Genomic DNA, 24,409 nt, shown 5'->3' with positions numbered 1-24,409 from the left:
TTAAAAAGGATTTATACACATTGTAGAGAAATAAGAGCTATTGGGGAATATACAAATGAAAGACAATTCCTGATTCCCTTTTCATGATGAAAGGAATGGAGCTTCAGCTTGAACACTTATACAATCGACGATGTGGATTTGCTTATTTTGGAATGTCTGCTGGAAAAGGCTACCCGAACACACAAGGAGATCGGACAAATTGTTCATTTAACAGGTCAGGCGGTTGGTGCCCGAGTTCGCAAGCTGGAGGAACTTGGTGTTATTGAAGGTTACACGTTAAAATGGAATCCGGAGAAAATCGGCAAGTCACTGCATGGCCTGATTACCGTTTACATGAAATCAACCGTCTCCCATCAAACCTTTCAGGATTTTGTGCAGCGGGATAGTCGCGTGCAGGAAGTGCATCGGATTACTGGCGAAGGCTGTTACTGGCTGCGTATATTCGTGGACGACAATATGAGGCTGAATGAATTTTTGGATGATCTGCTGAATTATGGGAATTATCGACTCAGTCTGTCTATAGGCAGAATTAAATAATGATGCGTGAACATAAGCTTTGTGGTTAAAAACAGCGTTACGCCGAACTTTTTGCTGTGGTTTTCATCATTTTCATGGAGGGGCATTGCCCTTTCCTTGGCGGAAGCTTATAATTATGTCTATTGATTTAGAGCCTATTTAGGAGGAAATTATGGACAAGCCAAATGAAATTATCGTGGTATTGGACTTTGGTGGCCAATACAACCAGCTGATAGCACGCCGGATTCGAGATCTGGGTGTGTACAGTGAGCTGCTTCCCTACAATACATCTGCTGAGAAATTAAAGCAGCTTCAGCCTAAAGGTATCGTATTTTCAGGAGGACCGTCCAGTGTATATGGGGACAACTCTCCGCTGGTAGACCCCGCTGTCTATGATTTAGGCATTCCGATTTTCGGAATTTGCTACGGGATGCAATTAATGGCGCATCAGCTTCAGGGCAAGGTAGAAAAAGCGTCCAAGCGCGAGTATGGCAAGGCAGAGGTTGATTTTGCCGATCATTGTCTGCTGGTTCAAGGTCTGGATAAGCAGCAAACCGTATGGATGAGTCATGGCGATCATGTTGTAGAGCTTCCTGAAGGATTCGTTGTTGATGCTGGTACAGAGCACGCGCCGATTGCAGCCATGAGCCATCCAGGTAAAAACCTGCTGGCTGTGCAGTTCCATCCGGAGGTACGCCACTCCATTTACGGTAACGACATTATTCGCAACTTCCTGTATGAGGTCTGTGGATGTGAAGGCAACTGGACGATGGAAAGCTTTATCGAGGACACGATTCGGGATATCCGCAATCAGGTTGGCGACAAAAAAGTACTATGTGCATTGAGCGGCGGTGTCGATTCCTCGGTTGTGGCCATTTTGCTGCATAAGGCGATTGGTGACCAATTGACTTGTATGTTTATTGACCATGGCTTGCTCCGCAAAGGGGAAGCAGAAAGCGTGATGGAAACCTTTGTCGGCAAATTTGGACTGAAAGTGGTCAAAATCGACGCACGTGATCGTTTTATGGGGAAATTGAGCGGTGTAGACGATCCTGAACAAAAGCGCAAGCTGATCGGTACGGAGTTCATTCGCGTGTTTGAAGAGGAATCGGCTCAATTCGACGATTTCACTTTTCTGGCGCAAGGTACGTTGTACACAGATATCGTGGAAAGCGGAACGGCAACAGCGCAAACGATCAAATCGCATCACAATGTAGGCGGATTGCCAGAGGATATGAAATTTAAGCTCGTTGAGCCATTGAGTGCTTTGTTCAAGGATGAGGTGCGTAAGGTTGGCGAGGAATGTGGCCTGCCAGCGGCAATCGTTTGGCGTCAGCCATTCCCGGGTCCGGGTCTAGCGATTCGTGTGCTTGGCGAGGTTACCGAGGAGAAGCTTACGATTGTTCGTGAGTCCGATGCGATTCTGCGTGATGAAATTGCCAAAGCGGGCTTGGACCGCGAAATTTGGCAGTACTTTACGGCGCTGCCTAATATGAAAAGCGTTGGTGTAATGGGCGATGCCCGTACTTATTCGTACACCGTAGGTATTCGTGCGGTTACTTCCATTGACGGGATGACAGCCGACTGGGCACGTATTCCTTGGGACGTGTTGGAGAAAATCTCGGTACGGATTGTTAACGAAGTGGATAACGTCAATCGTATTGTTTACGATATTACGTCCAAGCCACCGGCTACGATTGAGTGGGAGTAGGCCGGAAAAAATCAGTGTCGTCAATCGCTTGAAAGCCTTGATGTATAAGGGTTTTCGGCGTTGGCGATACTGAGATTCCACGTACACCTGCAACAATAGAGTGCAAGAAAATACTCTCTTTTATTTGCGATGTTTAGCAAATAGAAGGGAGTATTTTTTATGACCAATTTCAAAGAACTAATTGAGGATTTCAGACAAACCTCGAAATTTGGGGCCAGTAACCAATTCAATTTGGAAACACGGACTGCATACACGCAACGGTTGCCATATGGGCAAAGGATACCCATTTTCAACCGCGAACAAGCTGATGCTCAGAATGATGTCCATAATGGAAAATAATATCACTCGGTCGTAAAGGCCGAGTTTTTTTTACTGTTCATCCTGGTTGTGGAACTCTCCATTTTCTTTTATAATTACCTCCGTACTAGTTGATAAGGATTCTCAAACAAAAGGGGGAGCCGATGAAAACCATTTTGCTCATTGAAGACGAGAAAAATTTATCGCGCTTTATTGAATTGGAGCTTCGGCATGAATCGTTTGAGGTGACGGTTGCTTATGATGGAAAGCGGGGGTTAGAGCTGGCTTTGCAGCAGGAGTGGGGTGTTATCTTATTAGACCTTATGCTTCCTGGTATGGATGGAATTGAAGTGTGCCGCCGTATACGTGAGGTAAAGAGAACACCGCTTATTATGCTAACAGCCAGGGACAGCCTACAGGATCGGATCTCTGGATTGGACAGTGGTGCGGATGACTACATACCTAAACCTTTTGCGATTAAGGAACTGCTGGCACGCATACGGGTGGTATTTAGAAGACAGGAAGATAGCTCGGAGACGGTGATGCAGCTTCTTACTTTTCAGGACATTACAATGAATCTCGATTCAAGGAATGTGACCAAGGGTGGCAGGACCATTGATCTGACTAAGAGAGAATATGACCTGCTTTTAGCCTTCATGAGGAATATGAATCGGGTGCTGGCCCGAGAAGCTTTGCTGGATATGGTATGGGGCTTTGATGCTGTGGTGGAAACGAATGTGGTAGATGTGTATGTGCGTTACTTGAGGAACAAAATGGATAATCCCAATGAGGACAGCTGCATACAGACCGTACGCGGCATTGGCTATGTGATGAGACGATGAGTAGGTTACCCTTACGATTCGCTCAAGTTCCGATGAAGTGGAAGCTGACAATTTGGTCTACCCTGCTGCTCGTTTTGCTATTCGCGGTTTACAATATAGTGCAATATGTTTTTGTGGAAAGATGGATGATCAAGCAGGAAGAAGCGAATACACAGCAGGATATGAGAGAGATTCTGAATTACTTTCTGGAGAACGAGGTATCCTTTGAGGAAGCTGAATTCGTGCAATTGCGTAATTTTCTCGAAAAAATCAATCGCCGCGATCAGCTTATTCGTGTTCTGAATGAAAAGGGAGAGCCAATCCTGACTGTATCCGATGATATTCCAGAGCAGTGGGTGGAGGCTAAATCTGTAAGCACGACAGAGTTGATCGGGATGAAACAAACGAATGACCGTTTAGTTATTATGAGAAGTCCGCTTACGATTTTCAGATTCAATGGGACTGTAGAAATTGTGAAAAATATCGTGAATTTCGAGAAGCTGACGGACGCCTTCTTCTACGTGATGGTTATATGCGGTCTGGGGGCTGTAGTAGTCAGCGGCCTCGGTGGACGGCTGTTAGCAGGTCAATTACTTAAGCCCTTACAAGCGATGGCGGAAACGATCCGGAACATTAAGAAAAAAGGGCTGCACGAGCGAATGCAGCCAAACGATAACCAGGATGAGATCGCTACCTTAATGGTCATGTTCAATACCATGATGGATCAAGTGGAGCGCTCCTTTCAACAGCAAAGGCAGTTTGTCGAGGATGCTTCTCATGAACTGAGAACTCCGGTGGCCATTGTAGAGGGGCATTTGTCCTTGCTGCAGCGGTGGGGAAAAAATGATCCTGCCATATTGGAGGAATCGCTAGAAGCTTCGATTCAAGAGATTGCTCGTCTCAAAATGCTGGTGCAGGAGCTTCTGACACTTAGTCGTGCAGAGAAACTTGACCCGTCTTACAACTATGAAGTGACGGATCCTGAGCAAGCAATCCGAGCCATGCTTAGGAATATGGCTATGCTTCACCCAACGTTTCATTTAGAAGCCGAACTGGGAGCATTTAAGTCGGTATCCCTGGTGATATCGGCCCAGCATCTAGAGCAAATTCTGCTCATTGTGTTGGATAATGCGTTCAAGTACTCAGAGAAGTGCAAAACCATTTGCATACGCGCCACCGTGAATGAAGACGCAGCTTGTATAGAAGTAATCGATTCGGGCATAGGCATACCCGAATCCGATATGCCTTTTGTCATGGATCGTTTTTATCGTGTGGATAGGGCACGGGGTAGCGGGCAGGGAGGACATGGTCTTGGTTTAGCGATTGCCAAGCGTCTGGTAGAAATGTATAACGGAACGATGACATTGCAAAGTATTGAACATAAAGGTACAACCGTATGTATTTCTTTACCAATAAGGTAAAGAAATATTTTTTTTCACATCAAATTCTCATTTTCGTAAGCTATAATGTTAAATAGTCGAGCTCAACTGGTAATGATATTCATTATCATTTACAGAACTCAAACGATTTAAGGTACATAAGAGAGAGGAGTCTTTTTTTGTCTGCTCATTGAGAATGAGTATTAATATCAATTACTTTATAACGAATGGAGATGTAGATTTCAAATGAGAAAGCAAGCCCTATTCAGTACCATGCTGCTGATCATCCTGTCACTTATCGTAGCCGCATGCGGTTCAAGCCCTACAACGGGTGGGACTTCTTCCACGCCACAGCCAAAGGCAGAGAGTACCAGCCCGGCGAATTCTTCACAAGCGCCAGCAGCAAGTCCGGCTACTGGCAAGGATCAGGTTGTTAACATTTTTACAGCCAGACACTACGATGTAGATAGCGTATTATTCAGCGCTTTTACGAAACAAACAGGTATTAAAGTCAATGAAATCAAAGGTACGGCCGAAGAGCTGGTTGAACGTTTGAAGCGTGAAGGTGCTAGCTCAGAGGCGGACTTGTTCATTACTGTAGACGGAGGCGTATTGAATTATGCCAAGCAGAACGGTGTACTGCAAGTGATTCAGTCTTCTAGTGTTGACCAGAACGTACCTAAGCAGTGGCGCGACAAGGATAATAACTGGATTGGTATAGCCACTCGTGCAAGGGTTATCGTGTATGCTAAGGACCGGATTAAACCGGAGCAATTGTCTACATATGAGGATCTGGCCACAGACAAGTGGAAAGGGAAGGTGTTGGCCCGCTCTTCAACGAGCTTGTACAACCAGTCACTAGTAGCTTCATTCGTTGAACTCGATGGAGAAGCAAAGGCTGAGGCATGGGCCAAAGGCATTGCTACTAATCTGGCCCGCAAGCCGGAAGGTGGAGACCGTGACCAAGCCAAGGCTATTGCCGCCAAAGTTGGTGATGTTGCGATTATGAATACCTATTATGTAGGTCAAATGCTGGCGTCCAAGGATGCGGAAGAAGTCAAAGTAGCCCAGAACATCGGTGTCTTTTTCCCAAACCAAAGCACAACAGGTACTCATCTTAATATTAGCGGCGTGGGTCTGACCAAGAATGCCAAAAATAAAGACAACGCGATCAAGCTTATCGAATATATGACTTCAAAAGAAGGCCAAACCCTTCTGACGCAAGGCAGCTTTGAGTTCCCGGTTAATGAAGCGGCGGACAAGCCGGAGCTATTAAAAACCTGGGGGACGTTCAAATCCCAACAAATCGATTTTGCGAAGCTGGGCGATCATAACAAAAAAGCGACCGAACTTCTTAACAAGGCAGGCTGGAAGTAAGCATGATTGTTTCCGCTTGGCTGCGCAACCTGAAGAAATATAGCAACGGATGGAATTTATTAAGCGTGATAGGGGCCTTCGCGGCCCTTCTTCCGTCTTTATATATTGTGACAGGTCTTTTTCATTCCCCTAATGAGAATTGGCAGCATATAAAGGACTATTTACTGCTGGATTATGCTATGCAATCTTTATGGCTTGTGCTCGGTACAGGTATCTGTACCGTGTTGATTGGCGTAACGCTTGCCTGGCTAATAGCCGCCTATGATTTCCCGCTCAGACGTTTTTTTACTTGGGCTTTTGTGCTGCCGCTCGCTGTTCCACCGTACATTGCAGCTTATACCTATGCCAACATGTTGGGTTACACAGGCAGTGTTCAAATTTTTATGCGCAATGTTCTGGGCTGGAATCTGAATCAAGCCTATTTCGATATAATGTCGATGAAGGGAGCCATTGTTATTTTCAGCTTGTTTTTATTTCCTTATGTGTATCTGATCACAAAAATGTTCCTGGAGAGGCAAAGTGCCTCTTTCATTGAAAATGCCAGATTGTTAGGTAAAAATCCACTGTATATTTTTTTTAGGGTTGTATTGCCACTGTCGCAGGCTGCGATTATCGGGGGAGTAAGTCTGATCGCTTTTGAAGTATTGAATGATTTTGGGGTTACAAAGTACTTTGGGATTCAGTCTTTTACTACTGCCATTTTTCAAACCTGGTTTGGCATGTATGACGTAGAATCGGCGATTCGGCTGGCTGCACTGCTAATGAGCTTTATTATCGGCTTATTCATAATTGAAAGAGTTCTTCGGAAACGGAGGCGGTATCATGCTTCAACAAGCAGGACCCGCCCTCTTAGCCGGAGGCGACTACACGGTATGCCTGCACTTATAGCTGTTATCTTAAGCGGTCTTATTGTTTCGTTCTCTTTTCTGGTTCCAGTCCTTCAGCTGAGTGTATGGGCGACATGGACGTACAAGGAAGTTATGAGTTCCCAATTCTGGGGGCTTCTCTTCAATACACTTTTTATATCGCTGGTTTCGATCGTTGTTTTGATGCTTTTTGCTGTTATTGTGGCTAACGTATGCCGTTATCAGCGCTCCGCTTTTACACTTATTTTGTCCAAACTTATTTCCTCAGGGTACGCGATTCCAGGAGCCGTTCTCTCGATCGGGGTACTTGCTGTGTTCATCTCATTGGATAACCAGCTTGGCGGGTTGTATGAGAAGTTCGGTTGGGGGGTGAACAAGCTGGTGCTCAGTATGTCATTGCTTATGCTTATCTTCGCTTATGTGATCCGATTTTTAGCCGTTGGCTTTAATTCTGTGGAGGCGGGATTCGAAAAGATAGGAAATCGTTACACGGAAGCATCCCGGCTGCTGGGGTTGGGGCTTACGAAAACCTTTTTCAAGGTCGATTTGCCATTGATCAAAGGAGCTGTGTTCACAGGCTGTATTTTGGCTTTTATGGAAATTGTCAAAGAGCTGCCGCTCACTCTGCTTCTGAGGCCATTTAATTTTGACACATTAGCCACAAAAGCCTACCAATACGCCAGTGACGAACAAATTCATCAAGCCTCCATTCCCTCCTTATTCATTATAGCCGTTGGGATGATCTCTGTTTATTTCTATTACTGGTTAGGAGAGAGAAATTCAGAATGACTTTTTTTGAAATGAACCGTATCTCTTTTCAATATGCCAAAGGCAATGAGAGCGTGCTTCACGATTTCTCTATGCAGTTGGACCAGGGCGAAGTGGTTGGTATCCTCGGTCAGAGCGGTTGCGGGAAAAGCACGCTGCTTCGGCTCATATCCGGGCTGGAGGTACCCTCTTCAGGAAACATTGTGATCAATGGTACAATGATGGTGAGCGAAAGGTCATTCATTCAGCCTGAAGCCCGCGGCGTTGGTATGGTTTTTCAGGAATATGCCCTTTTTCCCCATTTAACTGTAGCGCAAAATATTATGTTCGGATTACACCGGTTATCCAGAGCTGAACGTAAGCAGCGGCTGCAGGCGATGTTAGAGCTTGTACAGCTGGAGAGCTATGGGAAGCGGTATCCGCACGAGCTTAGCGGAGGGCAGCAGCAGCGTGTTGCTTTTGCACGTGCTTTGGCGCCGGAACCGGCTGTATTGCTCATGGATGAGCCCTTCAGTAATTTAGATGCCGGACTGAAGGGGGAAATTCGGAAGGAGTTGCGTCAACTACTGCGAACGGCAAACATTACTTCGATTCTCGTTACCCATGATAAAGAAGATGCCGATGCTATATGTGACCGGATTGTTCATATGACTAACGCAGGATAAGCTTACTTAGCTTCCAGGTCCGTATTGAATACACGGAAATCACCCGGAAGGGTGGCAACCGGATCGTCTACGACGCTACGATTGAATGGGAATAAATTTGTAATAAACATGTAATCTGATATTCATCTGATTTACATGTAAATAGCCTATACTAGTACTCAACCCCCCTTTTAAAATATATACTTTAGACCCGCGGCCCGTTGCTGTGGGTCTCTTTTTTTTTGAAAATGGAATTTCAGGAATGAAAAGGAGTGAAGGGTGGACAAGGCCATACAGGGCGATCTTTTCTAGTTAAGCTGCAGGATAAATAACGAACAAGAAGGTGCATTTTTATTAAAATTGTTCGGAAAATCGATTGACAAGCTGGACATACGCTTTTAAAATAAATGATATCAAAAGGAAAATAGCGATTCGTATAATTTCGGGAATAGGCCCGGAAGTTTCTACGAGATCACCGTAAATGATCTGGCTACGAACAAACGAAGGATGACCATCTTATCCTCAAGATAACCGACACCTATAGTGATTCCTTATGCAAAATAAGGGGCGTATATCAGGTTTACTGGTTATGGATTAGGGGATTATGGTAGTTATTGCCTTTGTTTGCGAACTTAGCAGAAATCGGGCTGAGTTTTTTCGTTGTTCCAAGAAACCATTTGGAGGGATTTGGGGTAATGGATCGATTTTTTAAATTGAAAGAGAACGGCACCACGGTACGTACCGAGATCATGGCCGGTTTAACGACGTTCATGACTATGGCGTATATTTTGGCGGTCAACCCGAACATTCTTAGTGCGTTTGGCTCAGGTGCTACAGGGATGGATTGGATGGCTGTGTTTTTGGCAACAGCGATAGCGGCCGGTGTGATGACGATTGCAATGGGACTGTTCGTGAACTTTCCAGTTGCGTTAGCGCCGGGTATGGGACTCAATGCGTATTTTGCAACAGTTATTTTATCTTCTCAAGGCCAGTTTACGTTCCAGATGGGGTTAGCGGCGGTCTTTATTTCTGGATTGATCTTCATTCTGCTCACCGTCACGAAGGTACGTCAGTTGCTGCTGGTAGCGGTGCCGGATAGTTTGAAGCATGCCATTACAGTCGGTATTGGTCTGTTTATTACGATCATAGGCTTGAAAAACAGCGGACTGATGACGGTAGCGGTTGAATCAGGCAAGGATATTCCTGCGCACAAGTTTACGGATGTATTATCGTTTGAAACGGTTATTCATATGGGGAGTTTGAAGGATCCAGGCGTTGTGCTTTGTATCATCGGTCTGGTGCTGATTTCAGTATTGCTGGTGCTGCGTGTACGCGGAGCCATTTTGTTTGGTATTTTGCTCACAACCGTAGTTGGGTATTTCATGGGACAGGTTAATCTCGGCATGCTGGGCGACGCCAAAACCACATGGGTGCCGGATCTGAGCAAGCTGGCATTTGCGCAGTTTGATTTTAAAGGGCTGATGAATGTCGGAATTATATCGGTGATCGCGACGTTCACATTTGTCGAGCTATTTGATACGTTTGGCACTTTGGTGGGAACGGCGAATCGTGCCGGTTTTATGAAAAATAAAGCCGAAGGCAACAAAAAAGTCGGTAAAGCGATGATGGTCGATGCCGTTGCGGTTAGTGGCGGCGCGTTGGTAGGTACAAGCACGGTGACGGCTTTTGTAGAAAGCGCTGCGGGTGTTGCACAGGGTGGACGAACAGGCTTAACAGCGGTGACGACAGGGGTGTGCTTCCTGCTGGCCTTGTTCCTGGCTCCTATTGCTGCTTTGATTCCGGGGTCGGCTACGGCTGCTGCTCTGATTATTGTCGGTGTGCTGATGATGCAATCGGTCAAGGATATTGATTTTCAAGATTATGTCGTTGCAATTCCAGCGTTTTTGACCATTGCCTTAATGCCGTTTACGTACAATATTGCTAACGGTATTTCATTTGGTATTGTAACGTATGTCATTCTTGCAACGGTTGCCAACTTCAGAGAAAGTGGTACCTATAAGGTTCACTGGCTGATGTGGGTGCTTGCTGTGCTGATTATACTACGGTATGCTTTCATCGGCAGCGAAGGCTAATCATACTGAGTGTTGAGGAATATAACGGTGCTCCCTGGGGCGCCGTTTTTTACTATTTGGGCAAGCCTAAGTGAAAATTAAAATATTAATTTTATTTTTTGAGCATTGACATCTGCTGACCGGCATACTATACTAACAAACAATATCATAAACGCGAAGAACGGGAACAGTAGTCGGTCGGATCTGTCCAGAGAGCTGCGGGTGGTGCAACGCAGTCAGAGAAGCCAATGAAACTCGCCCGGGAGCGGTGGAACTGAATCGGTGTAGCGCTGCACTTTGAATTAGGTTCTGACGGGTAGCCTCCGTGATCGGGTTGTGCTGAGGATATACAGGATCGAGGTTACAGTCAATCCGGAGTTATCATCAGTGCTCTAAGCGGACATTCAGCTAACAGCTGAGGTCAACAAGAGTGGTACCGCGACAAGCTACGGCCTGTCGTCTCTTATACAAGAGACGGCAGGTCTTTTTAGTTTCACTAAAACAGGATACAAGTAAACGCGAAGAACGGGAGTAGTAAAGCTTATCTTTTGTCCAGAGAGCTGCGGGGTGGTGCGACGCAGTCAAAAGAGGCTTGAAGCTCGCCCGGGAGCGGTGAAGCCGAACATCATCCAGCTTGAGTCTGGATGGTCGTAGGCTTCGACGGACAATCCCCACGTGATCGGGGAGCGCATCGATAGAGTGTACGCTTGAGATTGGCTTAGCAGCCATTCATGCCCATTCCTTGCTAAACACGATGCGCATAAGTGGATTTCCTATTTCGGGAAATCAACAAGAGTGGTACCGCGGCAGCCAAAGGCCTGTCGTCTCTTATACAGAGACGATGGGTCTTTTTTGCGTGGATATTAGCTGAGAACAATAAAGAATTAAAGAAAATTGCGGTTTATTATACTGAGGAGGCGTTACCTATGACAACCCAAAACAACGAAACAAACCAGAAGGCACAGCAAGCAGGCCAGGAATCAAGCTCTTTTAAAAGAGTCCGCATATTCGATACTACACTGAGAGATGGTGAGCAGGCACCAGGAGCTACGCTGCACCCAGAACAAAAGATTGTTATCGCCAAACAGCTGGCTATGCTGGGTGTTGATGTGATCGAGCCTGGATTCCCGATCTCAAGCCCTGGAGATTTTATGGCGGTACAGCGTATCTCGCAGGAGATACATGGCGTTGAAATATGCGGCTTTGCGCGCTCAGTCAAGGAGGATATCGATTCAGCGATTCGTGCGACTGAGGCCGCTGAGCGGAGAAGGCTGCATATGTTCTTGTCCTCATCGGACATTCATCTGGATTTTCAACTGCGCAAATCGCGGCAGCAGGTTATCGATATCGCTCGCTCGATGGTAGCTTATGCCAAGCAGTTTGTAGAGCGTATAGAGTTCTCTCCGATGGATGCTACGCGGACGGGTGATGAGTTTTTATTCGAAATCATTGAGGCGGCAATTGAAGAAGGGGCTACGATCATCAATATTCCTGATACCGTTGGCTACGCGATGCCTGAGGAATACGGTGCGATGTTCACCAGAGTGATGAATCATGTACGAGGTGGCAAGCAGGTGGAGTACAGTGCCCACTGCCATAACGATCTGGGGCTTGCTGTCGCCAATAGTTTGGCCGCAATTCGTGCGGGGGTCACTCAGGTTGAGGTGACGGTCAATGGTGTCGGTGAACGTGCTGGCAACTGCTCGCTGGAGGAATTGGTCATGGCGATTGAAACTCGTAAAGGAGCCTTGGGGGTGGAAACAGGTATTCGTACTGAGCATATTTATGCCACCTCTCAAATGGTGAGCCGGGCAATGAGCTTTCCGATTGCCTTTAATAAACCGATAGTGGGGCGCAACGCGTTCCAGCATGAGGCAGGCATTCATCAGGACGGACTGCTTAAAAATCGGAATACGTATGAAATTATGGATCCGGAAAAGCTGGGTGTACCGCGCAGCATGATCATTCTGGGCAAGCATTCGGGACGGCACGCAATCAAGCACCGGGTAAGCCAATTCGGCGTGGAGCTGACGAGCGAGCAGATGGAATCGTTGTATGTGCAGTTCAAGGAGCTGGCTGATCGCCAAAAGGTTGTACAGGATCATCAACTGCTGGAGCTGATCGGTCATACCGTCAATGAGGTGCTGGAGCCTTATACGCTGGTGCAGGCTCAGGTTCTGACAGGCACTGAAGGACATCGGATGTCCTCCTGCATCATTAAGGACAATCGGTTGGGCAAAGAGCTGGTATGCTCGGGAACGGGAGATGGCGCTGTCGAAGCATTGGTTGCGGGTATCAAGCAGGCACTGCCTCTGGATGTACAATTTACCGATCTGGAGCTGTACTCGCTGTCATCAGGTGAGCAGGCTAATGGTGAAGCCATTGTTACCGTAAGCGTGGAAGGAAATCATTACAGAGGTGTATCGGTACATCAGGATGTATTGATGGCAGTGGCTCAAGCGTTCATGGCGGCCTGCAATCAGGCGATACGGGAGCATCAAATCAATGAGGCTGCTCAGGATGCTTTTTCCAGCGAGGACGTTGAGATCACGATTCCGTAAGTGGGGGCTTAGGATAGGGAGCAGCCGGAGAGTCGACGTATCTGGAGCTTGGCTCACAATAGTATGGCTATGTGTTCATGATACGTCGATTTTAGGCTGTAAAAAGCGCTAGTATGCATAGTGCAATCTATTCATCGGTTGGCTTGGTAACTGCCATTGGGAAGGGTGATGACGATGGACCGGATTGTTAAGTATTATGAGACCTTTGATGAATGGGGACGTTTGGACCGGGAGCCGTTGGAATTCAACATCAATTGGCACTATATTCAGCAATATTTGTCTGGACATGGAGCAGTTCTGGATAATGGAGCGGGTCCCGGTAAATATGCGATGAAGCTTGCACAGCTTGGATACAAGGTAACGCTGACCGACCTGACACCGAAGCTGGTCGAGTTAGCGAGGGCTAAAGCGGAAGATTTAAGCCTGCTGGAGCAATTTACTGCTTTTGAGGTTGCTGATGCGACAGATTTAAGCCGGTTTACAGACGGTCAATTCGCAGCTTCCTTGATGCTCGGGCCGTTGTACCATTTGCAGCAAGAAGCGGATCGAGTGGCCGCTGTGCAGGAGCTGAACAGGGTTACCGAAATGAATGGAGTCGTATTCGTGGCTTTTATGCCGCGAGTACGCCACGTGCTAAGCTCTCTGCTGTCACCCACAAATTGGAAACCCCATGATGAGGCTGATGCAATTATTCGCTTTATGGAAACCGGCACATTTGATCATCAGGATGAGGGAAGATTTACAGGAGCTTACTATTATAACATAGAAGAGATTCAACCGTTTATGGAAACTCAGGGCTTTGAAACGTTAAAAATCATCGGTTCCTCCAATATCGGTTCACTGCTCTCACAGGCCCAATGGAATTACTGGAGGGAACGTGGGGATGAGGAAATAGAGAAAATTTTCGACATTTTTCTGAGGACAGCTGAAAACCCTTATGTGTTAGGATCTTCATCCCATATTTTGTATATTGGCAGGAAAAAATATAGTCAAAAATGTGTGAATATTTAGAATTGTAAAATCAGGAAAAAGGGCTGTGGATATTACTTATCCACAGCCCTTGTGTATAGTGGGGGTAAGTGGTGTGAGTGCTTGTACAGCAACGTTTTTTTGTCCTCTTATTTCTGGCGAAAGCGGGATAACTTTTTCACAATCAGCCTGTGGATAGTGTGGATAAACCTGTTGATAAGAAATAGAAGTATTGATTGTTAAGTAAAAATGAAGACATCGTTATGTGGACAAGATTGTGGATAATAACGACAAGGATTTTACTTCGTAAATTGCATATAAAGGGAAAAATTAGGGGATGTTACTCTCGTTAAGGGTTGGCGGGAGGTGGTCAGTTTGTCGAAAAGGCCAAAAAACAGCAAAACGCTTTGGCAGTGGTTCCTTGTATTTCTCATCAGCTTACTGGTGTACGATTGCTCGTCGATGGGTACTTGTGTACTTGCGGAGCAGGAAAGTCAAGAAAACCGTTGGAATCATTTTTCTCCATTAAGTAAACAGATCGTATTACTTTCAATTCCAGGTTTATCTTTTATGGAAATGGGCTGGGCAGGAAGCGATGGTGTGCTGGGGTTGCCTCAGAAGGAAGATCAGGAAGCCGGATTAACGGAAGGGATGCCCCATTTGAAGGCACTTGGGCTGCATGCTGCGTGGGGTGCAATGAATATTCGGACCCCAGCAAAAGGCTTGGAAAATGTATATATATCCATGGGTGCAGGACAGTGGGCTGAAGCAGATTCGAGTGTACAGAGCCTGAATCAGGGAGAACGCGTAGATCAAGAATGGGTAGGACCGTATTATCGTCGTCTTATGGGGCAAGAAGCAGATGGAAACATTATTATACCAACAATCGCTAATATTCACCGTAAGAATGCAGCCAATTGGTATCAGGCAAGCCCAGGACAATTGGGTGAGATGCTGCGAGCAGCGGGAGTAAGCTTAAGTGTATGGGGAAATATGGATCATGCCCGTAGTACAGCTTGGGATAATGGCAATAATTTTGCAGCAGTCACAGATAAGAGATTCCGCAGGTCTGCACCACTGCTTGTCATGGATAAAAAGGGCACGGTTGCCGATGGAGATGTTGGCGGTCAAGGGCTGCTGGTGAATCATGATCGTCCTTATGGGGTGGCCACTCATTACAGCTGGCTAATGGAAAAATGGAAAGAGCAAAGATTACCCGCCCTCACAGTTATGGAGCTGGGAGATTTGGGACGCCTGTATGAGGAACGCAATAGTTATGATCAAGCTGCTTTCGGGAGGTTGAAGCAGAGGATCCTGTCCGAGATCGATCAATTCATTGGGCAGCTCGCTGCTTCTGTGGATACTGTATCGGGTGGAGCTGCAGAGCTGTGGATCATGAGTCCTCAGGTGAATGCAGACGCACTGAAGCAGAAGGCCCTTTTGGCCCCGATAGTTCGTTATGTACCGTTGGGTGGGGAAAGCTTGTTAACCTCTGCGACTACGAGGCGTACCGGGGTTGTATCGCTGGTTGATCTAGCACCGACCTTATTACAGTCGTATGGACTTTCGACCCCCAAAGAGATGATCGGTTTCCCGATGACCGCTGAAGTTACACCTAATGCACTGGAGCACTTGTTAGAGGATGTGGGCCGTAAGCAGCGTGTATACAAGCTTCGCCCCAGTCTGCTGTATGGACTCGCGATCTATGAGATTGTCGTCATGCTTCTTGTATTATTAGCAGTGCTGTTCAAATCGTTACGACCTATCCGGGATAAGGAAAAAATGTTTTGGCGGGCATTGTTATTTTCATTGCTGCTCTTACCTGCGGGGCTGCTGGCGATGGGGTGGCTGCCTACAGCCTCTACTGCGTCAACTGAAGCTGTGATGCTCATGATCACCTTTGTGCTGTGTGCAAGCTTAGCACTGGCATGGGCTGCCAACCATCCCAAGTATATGATGCTTGGTTTATTCTGGTGCGGATTGATCGTGAGCCTGCTTATTTTTTACGATGGCTTGCATGAAGCGAAAGCGATGAAGGGCTCCGTGCTTGGTTATGATGTAATGATCGGAGCCCGTTATTACGGGATTGGCAACGAGTTCATGGGCGTGCTGCTCGGGAGCGCGCTCCTCGCTCTTACCGCGCTAGCCCAGGCACAGCGGCTCACTCGCCGGCGCAAGCCGCTTGGCGCAGCGCTACCTTGGCGGCATACGGACGGCCGTTCGGGCAGCATACCGCCAGTACAATCGGCGGGACAAACGAAAGGGCGGAACGCCTGGCTGCCTGCGGCAGGAGTCGGCGCGGTCGTCACCGGCTACCTCGCGGCGCCGGGACTTGGTACGAACGCCGGCGGCGCCTTGTCCGCGGCGGTGGGGTTTGGCGCGCTGGCCGCGCGCCTCGCAGGCTGGCGCAGCTGGAGGCAGCTGGCGCCAGCCCTCGCGCTGCTGCTCGTCGCAGCGCTCGGGGCCTTGTGGCTGCTGAATGCAGGTGCAGCCACTGGACTTGCGGCCGATGGGCAAAGCCATATCGGCCGTGCCTTCGGGTCGCTGGGGCAAGGGCGGCTCGATGTTATTGGTGCGACCATCATGAGGAAGCTTAATATGAACGGGCATCTGATTATGGTGTCGGCTTGGAGCAAGGTGCTGATCACGGGGCTTCTGGTCATGACGGTTCTGGTGCTGCGGCCGCGTGGACGGTTTCAGCAATGGCAGCGGCGGTACCCCTATCTGATGCATGGCTGTGCAGCCAATGCGATCGGTTCGATTGCTGCGCTGCTGCTGAACGATTCGGGTATTGTTGCAGCAGCGACGATGATTATATATGGCAGTGTTCCCTTACTGTTATTAAGGCTTGATGACATCTAAGCGCGAGCGTAGCGGCATTTCGCAAGCGTTACCGTCCTACTCGTAAAGTTAATGACGTTAATCATTGATGTTGTAACAAAGAAGGGCGATGCCAGCTAAAGCATCGCCCTTCCATGTAAATATACATCTATATTACACCGTACCGGTGTCGTTGGTTTTTTAGAGTCTTGCCGTCAAGGACTCCGTTTATTTTGCTTTGTCAGGTACATCCTATCACGCTTATCCGATCCATTGTCATCGGCCTACATCATTATAGCTATTCAGCCAACTGCTCCCACTGCTCGTAGCAGTCAGCAAGCTCGGCTTTTTTGCCTTCGATGGCTTCATTCGTCTGCTGAACGCGTACGTAGTCGTTGAAGACCTCTGGCTTGGCAAGCTCTGCCTCCAGTGCGACCAGCTCATCCTCAAGCTGCGCTATCGTTTGCTCCAGCTGTTCGAGCTTGCGTTGGCGTGCGCGATCCTCGCGTTTGGCCTGTTTGCCAGACTCGTAGCCGCCGCTTCCGGCATCAACCGCTGGCTGACCGATGTTACCAGCAGTACCTTTACCAACGGTGCTCTTGCTTTTGGCTGCCTCCAATAGAAGTCGCTGCCGTTCAATCTCGGCCAGTTCCTGCTTTTTCTCGACATAGTCGTCGTAGTTACCTAAATAAGCGGTGACACCAACACGCGTCAACTCCAGCATCGATTCAGCCATTTTATTTAAAAAATATCGGTCATGCGATATAAACAGCAGCGTTCCCTCATAATCCATAAGAGCGGATTCCAGCACCTCACGGCTGTACAAATCCAGATGGTTGGTTGGCTCATCGAGAATAAGCACATTGGCTTTTTGCAGCATCAGCTTGGCCAGTGCGACTCTTGCCTTCTCGCCGCCGCTCAGTGCGGAAATCTTCTTGAACACATCCTCACCGCTGAACAAAAAGCTGCCCAGTACCTTGCGAATTCGAGCCTCCTCGATATGGGAAAAAGCGTTCCATACCTCATCAATGATCGTATTGGCCGGATTCAGCCCGGATTGCTCCTGATCATAATACCCGATTTTTACATTAGAGCCCCAATCGATCATACCTCTTGATGGCTGCTGCTGACCCATTAAGGCCTTGAGCAGTGTCGATTTGCCAATCCCGTTAGGACCAATCAAGGCGGCAGTATCGCCGCGACGCAGCTGGAAGGAAACATCCTTAAGCAGGGGTTTGGTTTGATCGTATGATACGGCTACATGCTGGACGTTCAGCACTTCTTTGCCTGTCGCCTGTTCAACCTCGAATGAGAAATGAGCTCTTTTCAAATCGCCCATCGGCTTATCAAGCCTGTCCATTTTGTCGAGTGCTTTACGCCGGCTCTGTGCACGTTTGGTTGTGGAAGCTCGAACGATATTTTTCTGAACGAATTCCTCCATTTTGGCGATTTCACCCTGCTGTTTCTCAAACTGCTTCAGTTGTGTCTCATAATCAGCCTGCTTCGTATCTACATATTTGGAGTAATTACCGGTGTAACGGCGTGAATGAGTCCGTTCGATTTCGTAGATGGCGTCGACCAAGGCATCGAGGAAATAGCGGTCATGCGAAACGACCAGAATAGCGCCGGAATACGAGCGTAAATAGCCCTCCAGCCAGGTGAGTGTCGGGATGTCCAGGTGGTTCGTAGGTTCATCCAGGAGCAGTAAATCCGGCGCCTGCAGCAGCATCTTGGCTAAGGCCAGCCGTGTTTTTTGACCGCCACTTAACGTGTTTACGGAAGTTTCCGGTGCAAAATCGCCAAAGCCCATCCCATGCAGCACCCCACGAATCCGTGCTTCGGCTTCATAGCCGCCCTGCTCCTTGAACCACTCGGAGCGTGCGGCATACTTTTTCATCGTGTCTTCCGTTTGTTTCTCATCAGCCAGCACAGCAGGGTCGGCCATCATAATCTCCAACTGACGGAGCTCCTGCTCGGCTTCCTCCAAATGCGTGAATACGCTTTTCATTTCTTCCCAGATCGAACGGTCCGAGATTAGACCACTATTCTGCTTTAAATAGCCAATTTTCGTTTCCTTGGCCTTGAACAGCTCGCCCGAGTCATAAGACATTTCACCAGCGATAATTTGCAGCAGCGTTGATTTGCCGGCGCCGTTAACACCAACCAGTCCAATCCGTTCACGAGCCTCAATTTGCAACGATATATTTGAAAGCACAGCGGAAATGCCGTAGCTTTTCGATATTCCTGATACTTGCAGCAGCATACATAATCCTCCCAAATAGTTAAAAGCGTATCTTATAATAAAATATGTCCAAAAGTCTTTTAGTCAGCACCGAATAGTACAAGTGTTCTTAGAAAAAGCGTTTCGTGATCCCACGATGACTTTTTGAACAACCTATATCAGTGTATCATGTTCGCGGTTATTTTTCAGCTTGTAAGCTTTAAGGACACTTGCTGCCATTTCTTTTGATAGCCTGTCGTTTATGTTAAAATATAGCCTACTCATCTCTGTTGAAAAGAGATTTACAGTCGGGTTATACCAGCGGTTTAAATGATGAAAGGATTCAGTCGAATAGGTAGGATTTTAGATGAAGGTTCATGTGCCACGTAAGCACTGAAGAAGGAAGGGGGATTGCTATGATTATATGTACGGAAATAAGTGTCGAACTGACGCGGGAGGAACGCAGTGAGTATGCATTGTCTGAAGCGAGAGCTCAGGCAAGGATTGCAGCTGAGGCTTCAAGTAAAGTGGATATAGTCAGATCGCTGCTGAGCAAGCATTCGGATGATAAAAGGGTGCTCGTGCTGGGGCAGAATTTGAACCAGTTGGAGCGGATCGCTCAGTTAGTTGATGCACCACTCATTACAGGCAAAATGGCAAGTCCTAAGCGTGACAAGCTGTATGAGCAATTCCGTCAAGGTGAGCTTCGAACCCTTATTGTTTTCAAGGCAGCCAAATCAACTATTGTTATACCTGACGCGCGTGTGATGATTCAAGTATCGGGATCTTTTGGTTCAAGAAAGGAAGAGTCGCAGCAGCTCGTTCGTCATGTGTATCCTGAGTCGGAAGGTGGCAATACCTACATATACTCGGTTGTTACCAAAGACACGAAGGAGCAGGAGTATGCTACACAAAGGCAGCGACTTTTAAGAGAGCAGGGTTGTGAATACACGATTATCGATGCTGCTGTCATTGCTGAGCGTCATGAAAGTACTGCTACCTTGGATGCAGCCTCGCTACCATATATTAAGCAGGGGTCTCCTGCCTGGAAGGCATTGCTGCCCACACTTCAGGCACAGACATCTATGGAATCTCCGGCTGCACCACAGGAAAGAGGCTCCAATCTGTTATCTCTCGACGATTATCGAACGAGAAAACGTAATCGCAGCTGAGTCCGATGTACAGGTTATGGAAATTGTAGAAATGTTGGAGCCTGGAGGTTGTCAATTATGATCAGCAGTATGCGGATCCAATGGATAAAGCGGCAGCAAATGATCGGAAAATGCCGGATTTTGATAAAGGCAATTAGACCTGCTGACACCGAATACTGTTTTTCTTCTCATGATATGTTAGAATGATGTTAATCACGTTGCGAACCATCAAGGAGAGGCCTTGCCATGAATATCAAAGAATGGAAAATAGAGCTGCGACGCCGGGCCGAGGCGCAAAGAAATGGCCTGACACCGACTGAACGCAGCACCAAATCAGCACGCATTAATGAACTGATGTTACGTCGTATTGATGAGGTTCTGGAATCACGCACGAAACTGGGCCGTAAGCCCACGATTTTTACTTATATGCCGATTAAGTCTGAGGTCGATATCACTCCGATTATGGAGTCCTGTTGGACCCGTGAGTACCGTGTGCTTATACCGAAGGTACAGCCAGAGCAAAAGCTGAAGCTGTATGAAATTCGCTCCTATTCCGATTTGGAAAAGGGGAAATATGGGATACCGGAACCAGCGGCTGATACGCCACAGCATTCCATCGATATCCGACATATTGATGTGGTTCTTGTACCGGGCTTGGCATTTGACTCCCATTTGGGACGGCTGGGTTACGGTGGGGGCTACTACGATCGGTTCATGCAGCAGTATGTTCGGTCCGGATATACGAAGCCTTACATTATTGCAGGTGCTTTTGACACCCAGATTATTCAGGAAGTTCCTATGGGGTTGTTCGATTTCCGATTAGATGAACTGATTACGGAAGCGAGAACGATTCGTGCGCCCAAAACAACAAAATCGATTTAAAGCAAGATTCAGGTGTATTGTCTGATGATGTGTCTTTTTATCGCGCCGCGCTTTACTATCATCTGGATCGAAAGGGGGCTTCCTTGTGACCGAGCCAATGCCGCTAACCCATTTTAATGATCAGGGTCGAGCCCGGATGGTCGACATATCGGACAAGCAGGAGACCAGCCGCGTCGCTACCGCACGGACTACCGTTACGATGCAGCCTTCCACACTGGAGTTGATCAAAGAAGGCAGAATTGGGAAGGGGGATGTTCTGGCGGTATCCCAGGTTGCGGCGATTATGGCTGCCAAGAAAACATCCGACTGGATTCCGATGTGCCATCCCCTCTCCTTGACGGGTGTGGATGTCCGCTTCTCCGATAATGGAATGAATGAATTATACATAGAAGCAAGTGTCAGGACCAAGGGCCTGACCGGTGTTGAAATGGAGGCATTAACCGCTGTCTCAGCAGCTGCACTCACCGTGTATGATATGTGTAAGGCAGCGGAAAAAGGGATGATTATCGGTCCCACGCTGCTGGTTAGCAAAACAGGCGGTAAAAGCGGCGATTTTCATAGAAATGACACTGATTCTTAATAACTATACGTTACAATGGAGCCATGGGGAGGAGTAAGCTTATGCGTTGGAAGGTGGCGATTTTGACCGCAAGCGACCGAGGTTTCCGAGGAGAGCGGGAAGATACGAGCGCCCAGGTTATTCGTGAGTTGATTGAAGAAGAGATCAATGGAGAAATCATTGAGTATCGGGTCGTACCGGACGAGAAAGATGAGATTATGGCTGCATTGATTGAAATGACCGATTATTTCAAGGTCGATCTGATTTTGACGACTGGTGGAACCGGTCTTGCTGCACGAGATGTAACGCCAGAAGCGACTCTCGCTGTAATTGATCGACAGGCTCCTGGATTTGCCGAAGCGATGCGTATGATTTCAATGCAAAAAACACCCAAAGCGATGCTGTCCAGAGCGGTTTCCGGACTGCGCGGCAGAACCCTCATTATCAACCTGCCGGGGAGCCCCAAGGGTGTCTCTGAAAATTTGGAGGCGATTATGGGCCAATTGCCACATGCACTTGGCATTTTGACTGGCCTTGTAGGAGATCATGGCAATGAAACCTGAAGCGATGCTGCGGGAAGTCAGGGTGGAAGAAGCTATTGGGCTGGTACTGGCGCATGATTTGACGCAGATTATTCCCGGGCAGTTCAAAGGCCGGTTGTTTACAAAAGGTCATGTTGTCCGTGAGGAGGACATTCCTCCGTTATTAAATATTGGTAAGGAGCATATCTATGTGCTCGATCTTCAACCGGGGTGGCTGCATGAGGATGAAGCGGCACTGCGTATGGCGAAGGCCGTAGCTGGACCCAATTTGGAGCTGACTGCTCCTCACGAGGGGAAAATCAATCTAAAGGCAGCGATTCATGGATTGGCCAAAATCGACAAGACGGCTGTTGATGCCATCAACGCAATCGAGCAGATTGTGCTGGCAACGATCAAGACGAATACGGTCGTCAAGCCCGGTCAATCGCTCAGTGGGACTAGAGTGATTCCGCTTGTGGTCGAGGAAGCGAAGGTTGGACAGGTGGAATCGTTAGCAGCGGGTGCTTCAGCATCCGTGATCGAAGTCAAGCCATTTCGGTCCCTGCGTGTAGGGCTGATCACGACTGGTAGCGAAGTTTTCAAGGGCCGTATTCAGGATAAATTTGGCCCTATTGTACGCGATAAAGTAGCTGCGCTCGGCTCCGAGGTCATCGAACAGCGGCTGGCCCCTGATGAAAGTGACACGATTGTGCGTGAGATCCGTTACTTTCTGGAAGAACAGAAGGCAGACCTGATTCTTGTGACCGGCGGAATGTCCGTTGACCCTGACGACCGGACGCCAGGTGCGATTAAGCAGGCCGGGGCACGAATCGTCAGCTATGGTACCCCTATGCTGCCAGGCTCGATGCTACTGATCGGTTATTTGGGTGAGGTGCCGATTATGGGGTTACCTGGTTGTGTGATGCATGATCCTTATACCTCCTTTGATGTGCTGCTGCCTCGTATATGCGCTGGAGAAACGATTGTCCGAGCCGATATTACGGAAATGGGCTACGGCGGATTATACGGATGTTAATTTGCTAAGATAAACAAGAAATGGAGCTGGACGATATGAGTATTACCCATATCCTGCTGATTGCAGTTGTGGCGTTGATTTTGTTCGGTCCGAACAAGCTGCCTGAGCTGGGTCGTGCCCTTGGCAAGACGCTGCGTGATTTTAAAAACGGTGCCAACGATCTGATGAGTGCTGCCACTGAATCCGAACCTGAAAAAGAACGGAAGGATGTTACACCTCCTTCTCAACCGGCTGCCCCAGCAGCTGCAAGCCAGCAGGAGTCTGTGGTACAGCCATCTCCTCAAGCAAGTACGCAACAAAAGGATTCCCGAAGACTTCCGGAGTAAACAGGAGTATCTACAACAAGCTAAAGTTGGTGAATCATGACGAATAATGATGAAGGCATGTCCTTGGTCGAGCATCTTGGTGAGCTGCGCAAACGGATTATTTGGGTGCTGCTCGTGTTAATAGGTGGCATGGTGATTGGTATTATCGTGGCACAGCCATTAATCCTGTATCTAAAAAATGTTCCCCCTGCATCAGGAATTGCCTGGAACGCCTTTTCTCCATGGGATTCCATCAAGCTGTATATGAATTTTGCCTTGATTACAGGTCTGATTGTCACTTTGCCCTTTGCGTTGTATCAAATATGGTCTTTCCTCAAGCCGGGTCTGCGTGTTGAAGAACAGAAGGCTTCACTGATCTTTATCCCGCTTGCTTTTCTACTGTTTTTGATCGGGTTGGCTTTTGCTTATTTTGTCGTTTTTAAAATGGCATTTATATTTACTTCGGAAATTTCCGAACGTTTGGACATCAAGGAAACCTATGGGATCACGCAATATTTTACGTTTATGTTCAACATATTGCTTCCGATCGGGCTGATCTTTGAACTGCCGATTATTATTATGTTTCTTACCAAGCTGCGCATTCTCAATCCCAAAAGACTTCACAAACTACGCCGTTATGCGTATATGATTCTTGTGATTGTTGCTGCAATGATCACGCCGCCGGACCTGATTTCCGCTGTGGTCGTATCGCTGCCGATGATTTTGCTTTATGAGGTCAGTGTGTGGCTATCGGGATCCATATACCGCAAACAGCTGATCAAGGATCAGGAATGGGAAGAGGAATTCGGTCCCAAATAATACCGCATTTACAGCCGGATTGGAGCTGCAAATGTGGTTTTTTCTTTAATAGGCCGGTTGTATAATAACAATTCCAATGGATACAATGATGAAGTTGTGTAAATTATTTAAAAA

General features: G+C 47.6%; 19 protein-coding genes, 1 riboswitch and 2 other annotated features. Of the genes, 18 read left to right on the top strand and 1 reads right to left on the bottom strand.

The window, feature by feature from the left end:
• Window positions 1-108: 108 nt before the first annotated feature.
• The 11 genes from OB236_RS15210 (at window position 109) to OB236_RS15160 (ending at window position 16,843) form a co-directional block, all read left to right on the top strand.
• Window positions 109-537, top strand: a complete 429-nt coding sequence (locus tag OB236_RS15210) for an Lrp/AsnC family transcriptional regulator (RefSeq protein WP_262684753.1) — start codon at window positions 109-111, stop codon at window positions 535-537.
• 151 nt (window positions 538-688) lie between these two features.
• Complete coding sequence (gene guaA / locus OB236_RS15205; RefSeq protein WP_076235505.1) at window positions 689-2,227, top strand: glutamine-hydrolyzing GMP synthase; 1,539 nt, start codon at window positions 689-691, stop codon at window positions 2,225-2,227.
• Window positions 2,228-2,688: 461 nt separating this feature from the next.
• Window positions 2,689-3,366, top strand: coding sequence for a response regulator transcription factor (locus tag OB236_RS15200; RefSeq protein ID WP_262684752.1), 678 nt, complete (start codon window positions 2,689-2,691; stop codon window positions 3,364-3,366).
• On the top strand, window positions 3,363-4,766 hold the full coding sequence (locus tag OB236_RS15195) for a HAMP domain-containing sensor histidine kinase (RefSeq protein WP_262684751.1): 1,404 nt from the start codon (window positions 3,363-3,365) through the stop codon (window positions 4,764-4,766). The genes OB236_RS15200 and OB236_RS15195 overlap by 4 nt, the downstream gene beginning before the upstream one ends.
• 204 nt (window positions 4,767-4,970) lie before the next feature.
• Window positions 4,971-6,101: a Fe(3+) ABC transporter substrate-binding protein gene (locus OB236_RS15190; protein WP_262684750.1), complete on the top strand. Its 1,131-nt coding sequence runs from the start codon at window positions 4,971-4,973 to the stop codon at window positions 6,099-6,101.
• 2 nt (window positions 6,102-6,103) lie between these two features.
• Window positions 6,104-7,756, top strand: coding sequence for an ABC transporter permease (locus OB236_RS15185; RefSeq protein ID WP_262684749.1), 1,653 nt, complete (start codon window positions 6,104-6,106; stop codon window positions 7,754-7,756).
• Window positions 7,753-8,400 (top strand): ABC transporter ATP-binding protein, encoded by a 648-nt coding sequence (locus OB236_RS15180; protein WP_076235499.1) that lies wholly within the window; start codon window positions 7,753-7,755, stop codon window positions 8,398-8,400. The genes OB236_RS15185 and OB236_RS15180 overlap by 4 nt, the downstream gene beginning before the upstream one ends.
• A 391-nt stretch (window positions 8,401-8,791) precedes the next feature.
• Window positions 8,792-8,892: riboswitch (purine riboswitch) on the top strand.
• A 182-nt stretch (window positions 8,893-9,074) separates the two neighbouring features.
• Window positions 9,075-10,472: an NCS2 family permease gene (locus OB236_RS15175; RefSeq protein WP_262684748.1), complete on the top strand. Its 1,398-nt coding sequence runs from the start codon at window positions 9,075-9,077 to the stop codon at window positions 10,470-10,472.
• A gap of 147 nt (window positions 10,473-10,619) precedes the next feature.
• Window positions 10,620-10,918: a binding site (T-box leader), on the top strand.
• 45 nt (window positions 10,919-10,963) lie between these two features.
• Window positions 10,964-11,283: a binding site (T-box leader), on the top strand.
• A 94-nt stretch (window positions 11,284-11,377) separates the two neighbouring features.
• Entirely contained in the window at window positions 11,378-13,012 is a 1,635-nt protein-coding gene (locus OB236_RS15170) for a 2-isopropylmalate synthase (RefSeq protein WP_262684746.1), read from the top strand.
• A gap of 174 nt (window positions 13,013-13,186) precedes the next feature.
• Window positions 13,187-14,023, top strand: a complete 837-nt coding sequence (locus OB236_RS15165; RefSeq protein WP_262684745.1) for a class I SAM-dependent methyltransferase — start codon at window positions 13,187-13,189, stop codon at window positions 14,021-14,023.
• Between the two features lie 333 nt (window positions 14,024-14,356).
• A complete protein-coding gene (locus tag OB236_RS15160; RefSeq protein ID WP_262684744.1) occupies window positions 14,357-16,843 on the top strand; it encodes a hypothetical protein in 2,487 nt (828 codons plus the stop codon).
• 256 nt (window positions 16,844-17,099) lie between these two features.
• Here OB236_RS15160 and OB236_RS15155 read toward each other — a convergent pair whose 3' ends face one another.
• Window positions 17,100-19,064, bottom strand: a complete 1,965-nt coding sequence (locus tag OB236_RS15155) for an ABC-F family ATP-binding cassette domain-containing protein (RefSeq protein WP_076235496.1) — start codon at window positions 19,062-19,064, stop codon at window positions 17,100-17,102.
• 374 nt (window positions 19,065-19,438) lie between these two features.
• On the opposite strand from OB236_RS15155, the gene OB236_RS15150 reads away from it, so the two are divergent.
• From OB236_RS15150 to tatC, 7 genes are all read left to right on the top strand, one after another.
• Window positions 19,439-20,194 carry a helicase-related protein gene (locus OB236_RS15150; protein ID WP_262684743.1) on the top strand — a complete coding sequence of 252 codons (756 nt, stop codon included), beginning with the start codon at window positions 19,439-19,441 and terminating at the stop codon, window positions 20,192-20,194.
• A 225-nt stretch (window positions 20,195-20,419) separates the two neighbouring features.
• Entirely contained in the window at window positions 20,420-21,055 is a 636-nt protein-coding gene (locus OB236_RS15145; RefSeq protein ID WP_262684742.1) for a 5-formyltetrahydrofolate cyclo-ligase, read from the top strand.
• A gap of 97 nt (window positions 21,056-21,152) precedes the next feature.
• Complete coding sequence (gene moaC / locus OB236_RS15140; RefSeq protein WP_076235534.1) at window positions 21,153-21,635, top strand: cyclic pyranopterin monophosphate synthase MoaC; 483 nt, start codon at window positions 21,153-21,155, stop codon at window positions 21,633-21,635.
• 41 nt (window positions 21,636-21,676) lie between these two features.
• Window positions 21,677-22,177: a molybdopterin adenylyltransferase gene (gene mog / locus OB236_RS15135; RefSeq protein WP_076235493.1), complete on the top strand. Its 501-nt coding sequence runs from the start codon at window positions 21,677-21,679 to the stop codon at window positions 22,175-22,177.
• The gene (locus tag OB236_RS15130) at window positions 22,167-23,171 is read left to right on the top strand and encodes a molybdopterin-binding protein (protein WP_262684740.1); all 1,005 of its coding nucleotides are present in this window, start codon (window positions 22,167-22,169) and stop codon (window positions 23,169-23,171) included. The genes mog and OB236_RS15130 overlap by 11 nt, the downstream gene beginning before the upstream one ends.
• Before the next feature lie 35 nt (window positions 23,172-23,206).
• A complete protein-coding gene (locus OB236_RS15125) occupies window positions 23,207-23,497 on the top strand; it encodes a twin-arginine translocase TatA/TatE family subunit (RefSeq protein WP_262684739.1) in 291 nt (96 codons plus the stop codon).
• A gap of 36 nt (window positions 23,498-23,533) precedes the next feature.
• A complete protein-coding gene (tatC, locus tag OB236_RS15120; RefSeq protein ID WP_262684738.1) occupies window positions 23,534-24,295 on the top strand; it encodes a twin-arginine translocase subunit TatC in 762 nt (253 codons plus the stop codon).
• Window positions 24,296-24,409 lie beyond the last annotated feature (114 nt).

The sequence above is a fragment of the Paenibacillus baimaensis genome, assembly GCF_025567575.1.
The sequence above is the reverse complement of the archived record's forward strand: the minus strand, read 5'-3'. Positions and strand labels throughout refer to the sequence as shown.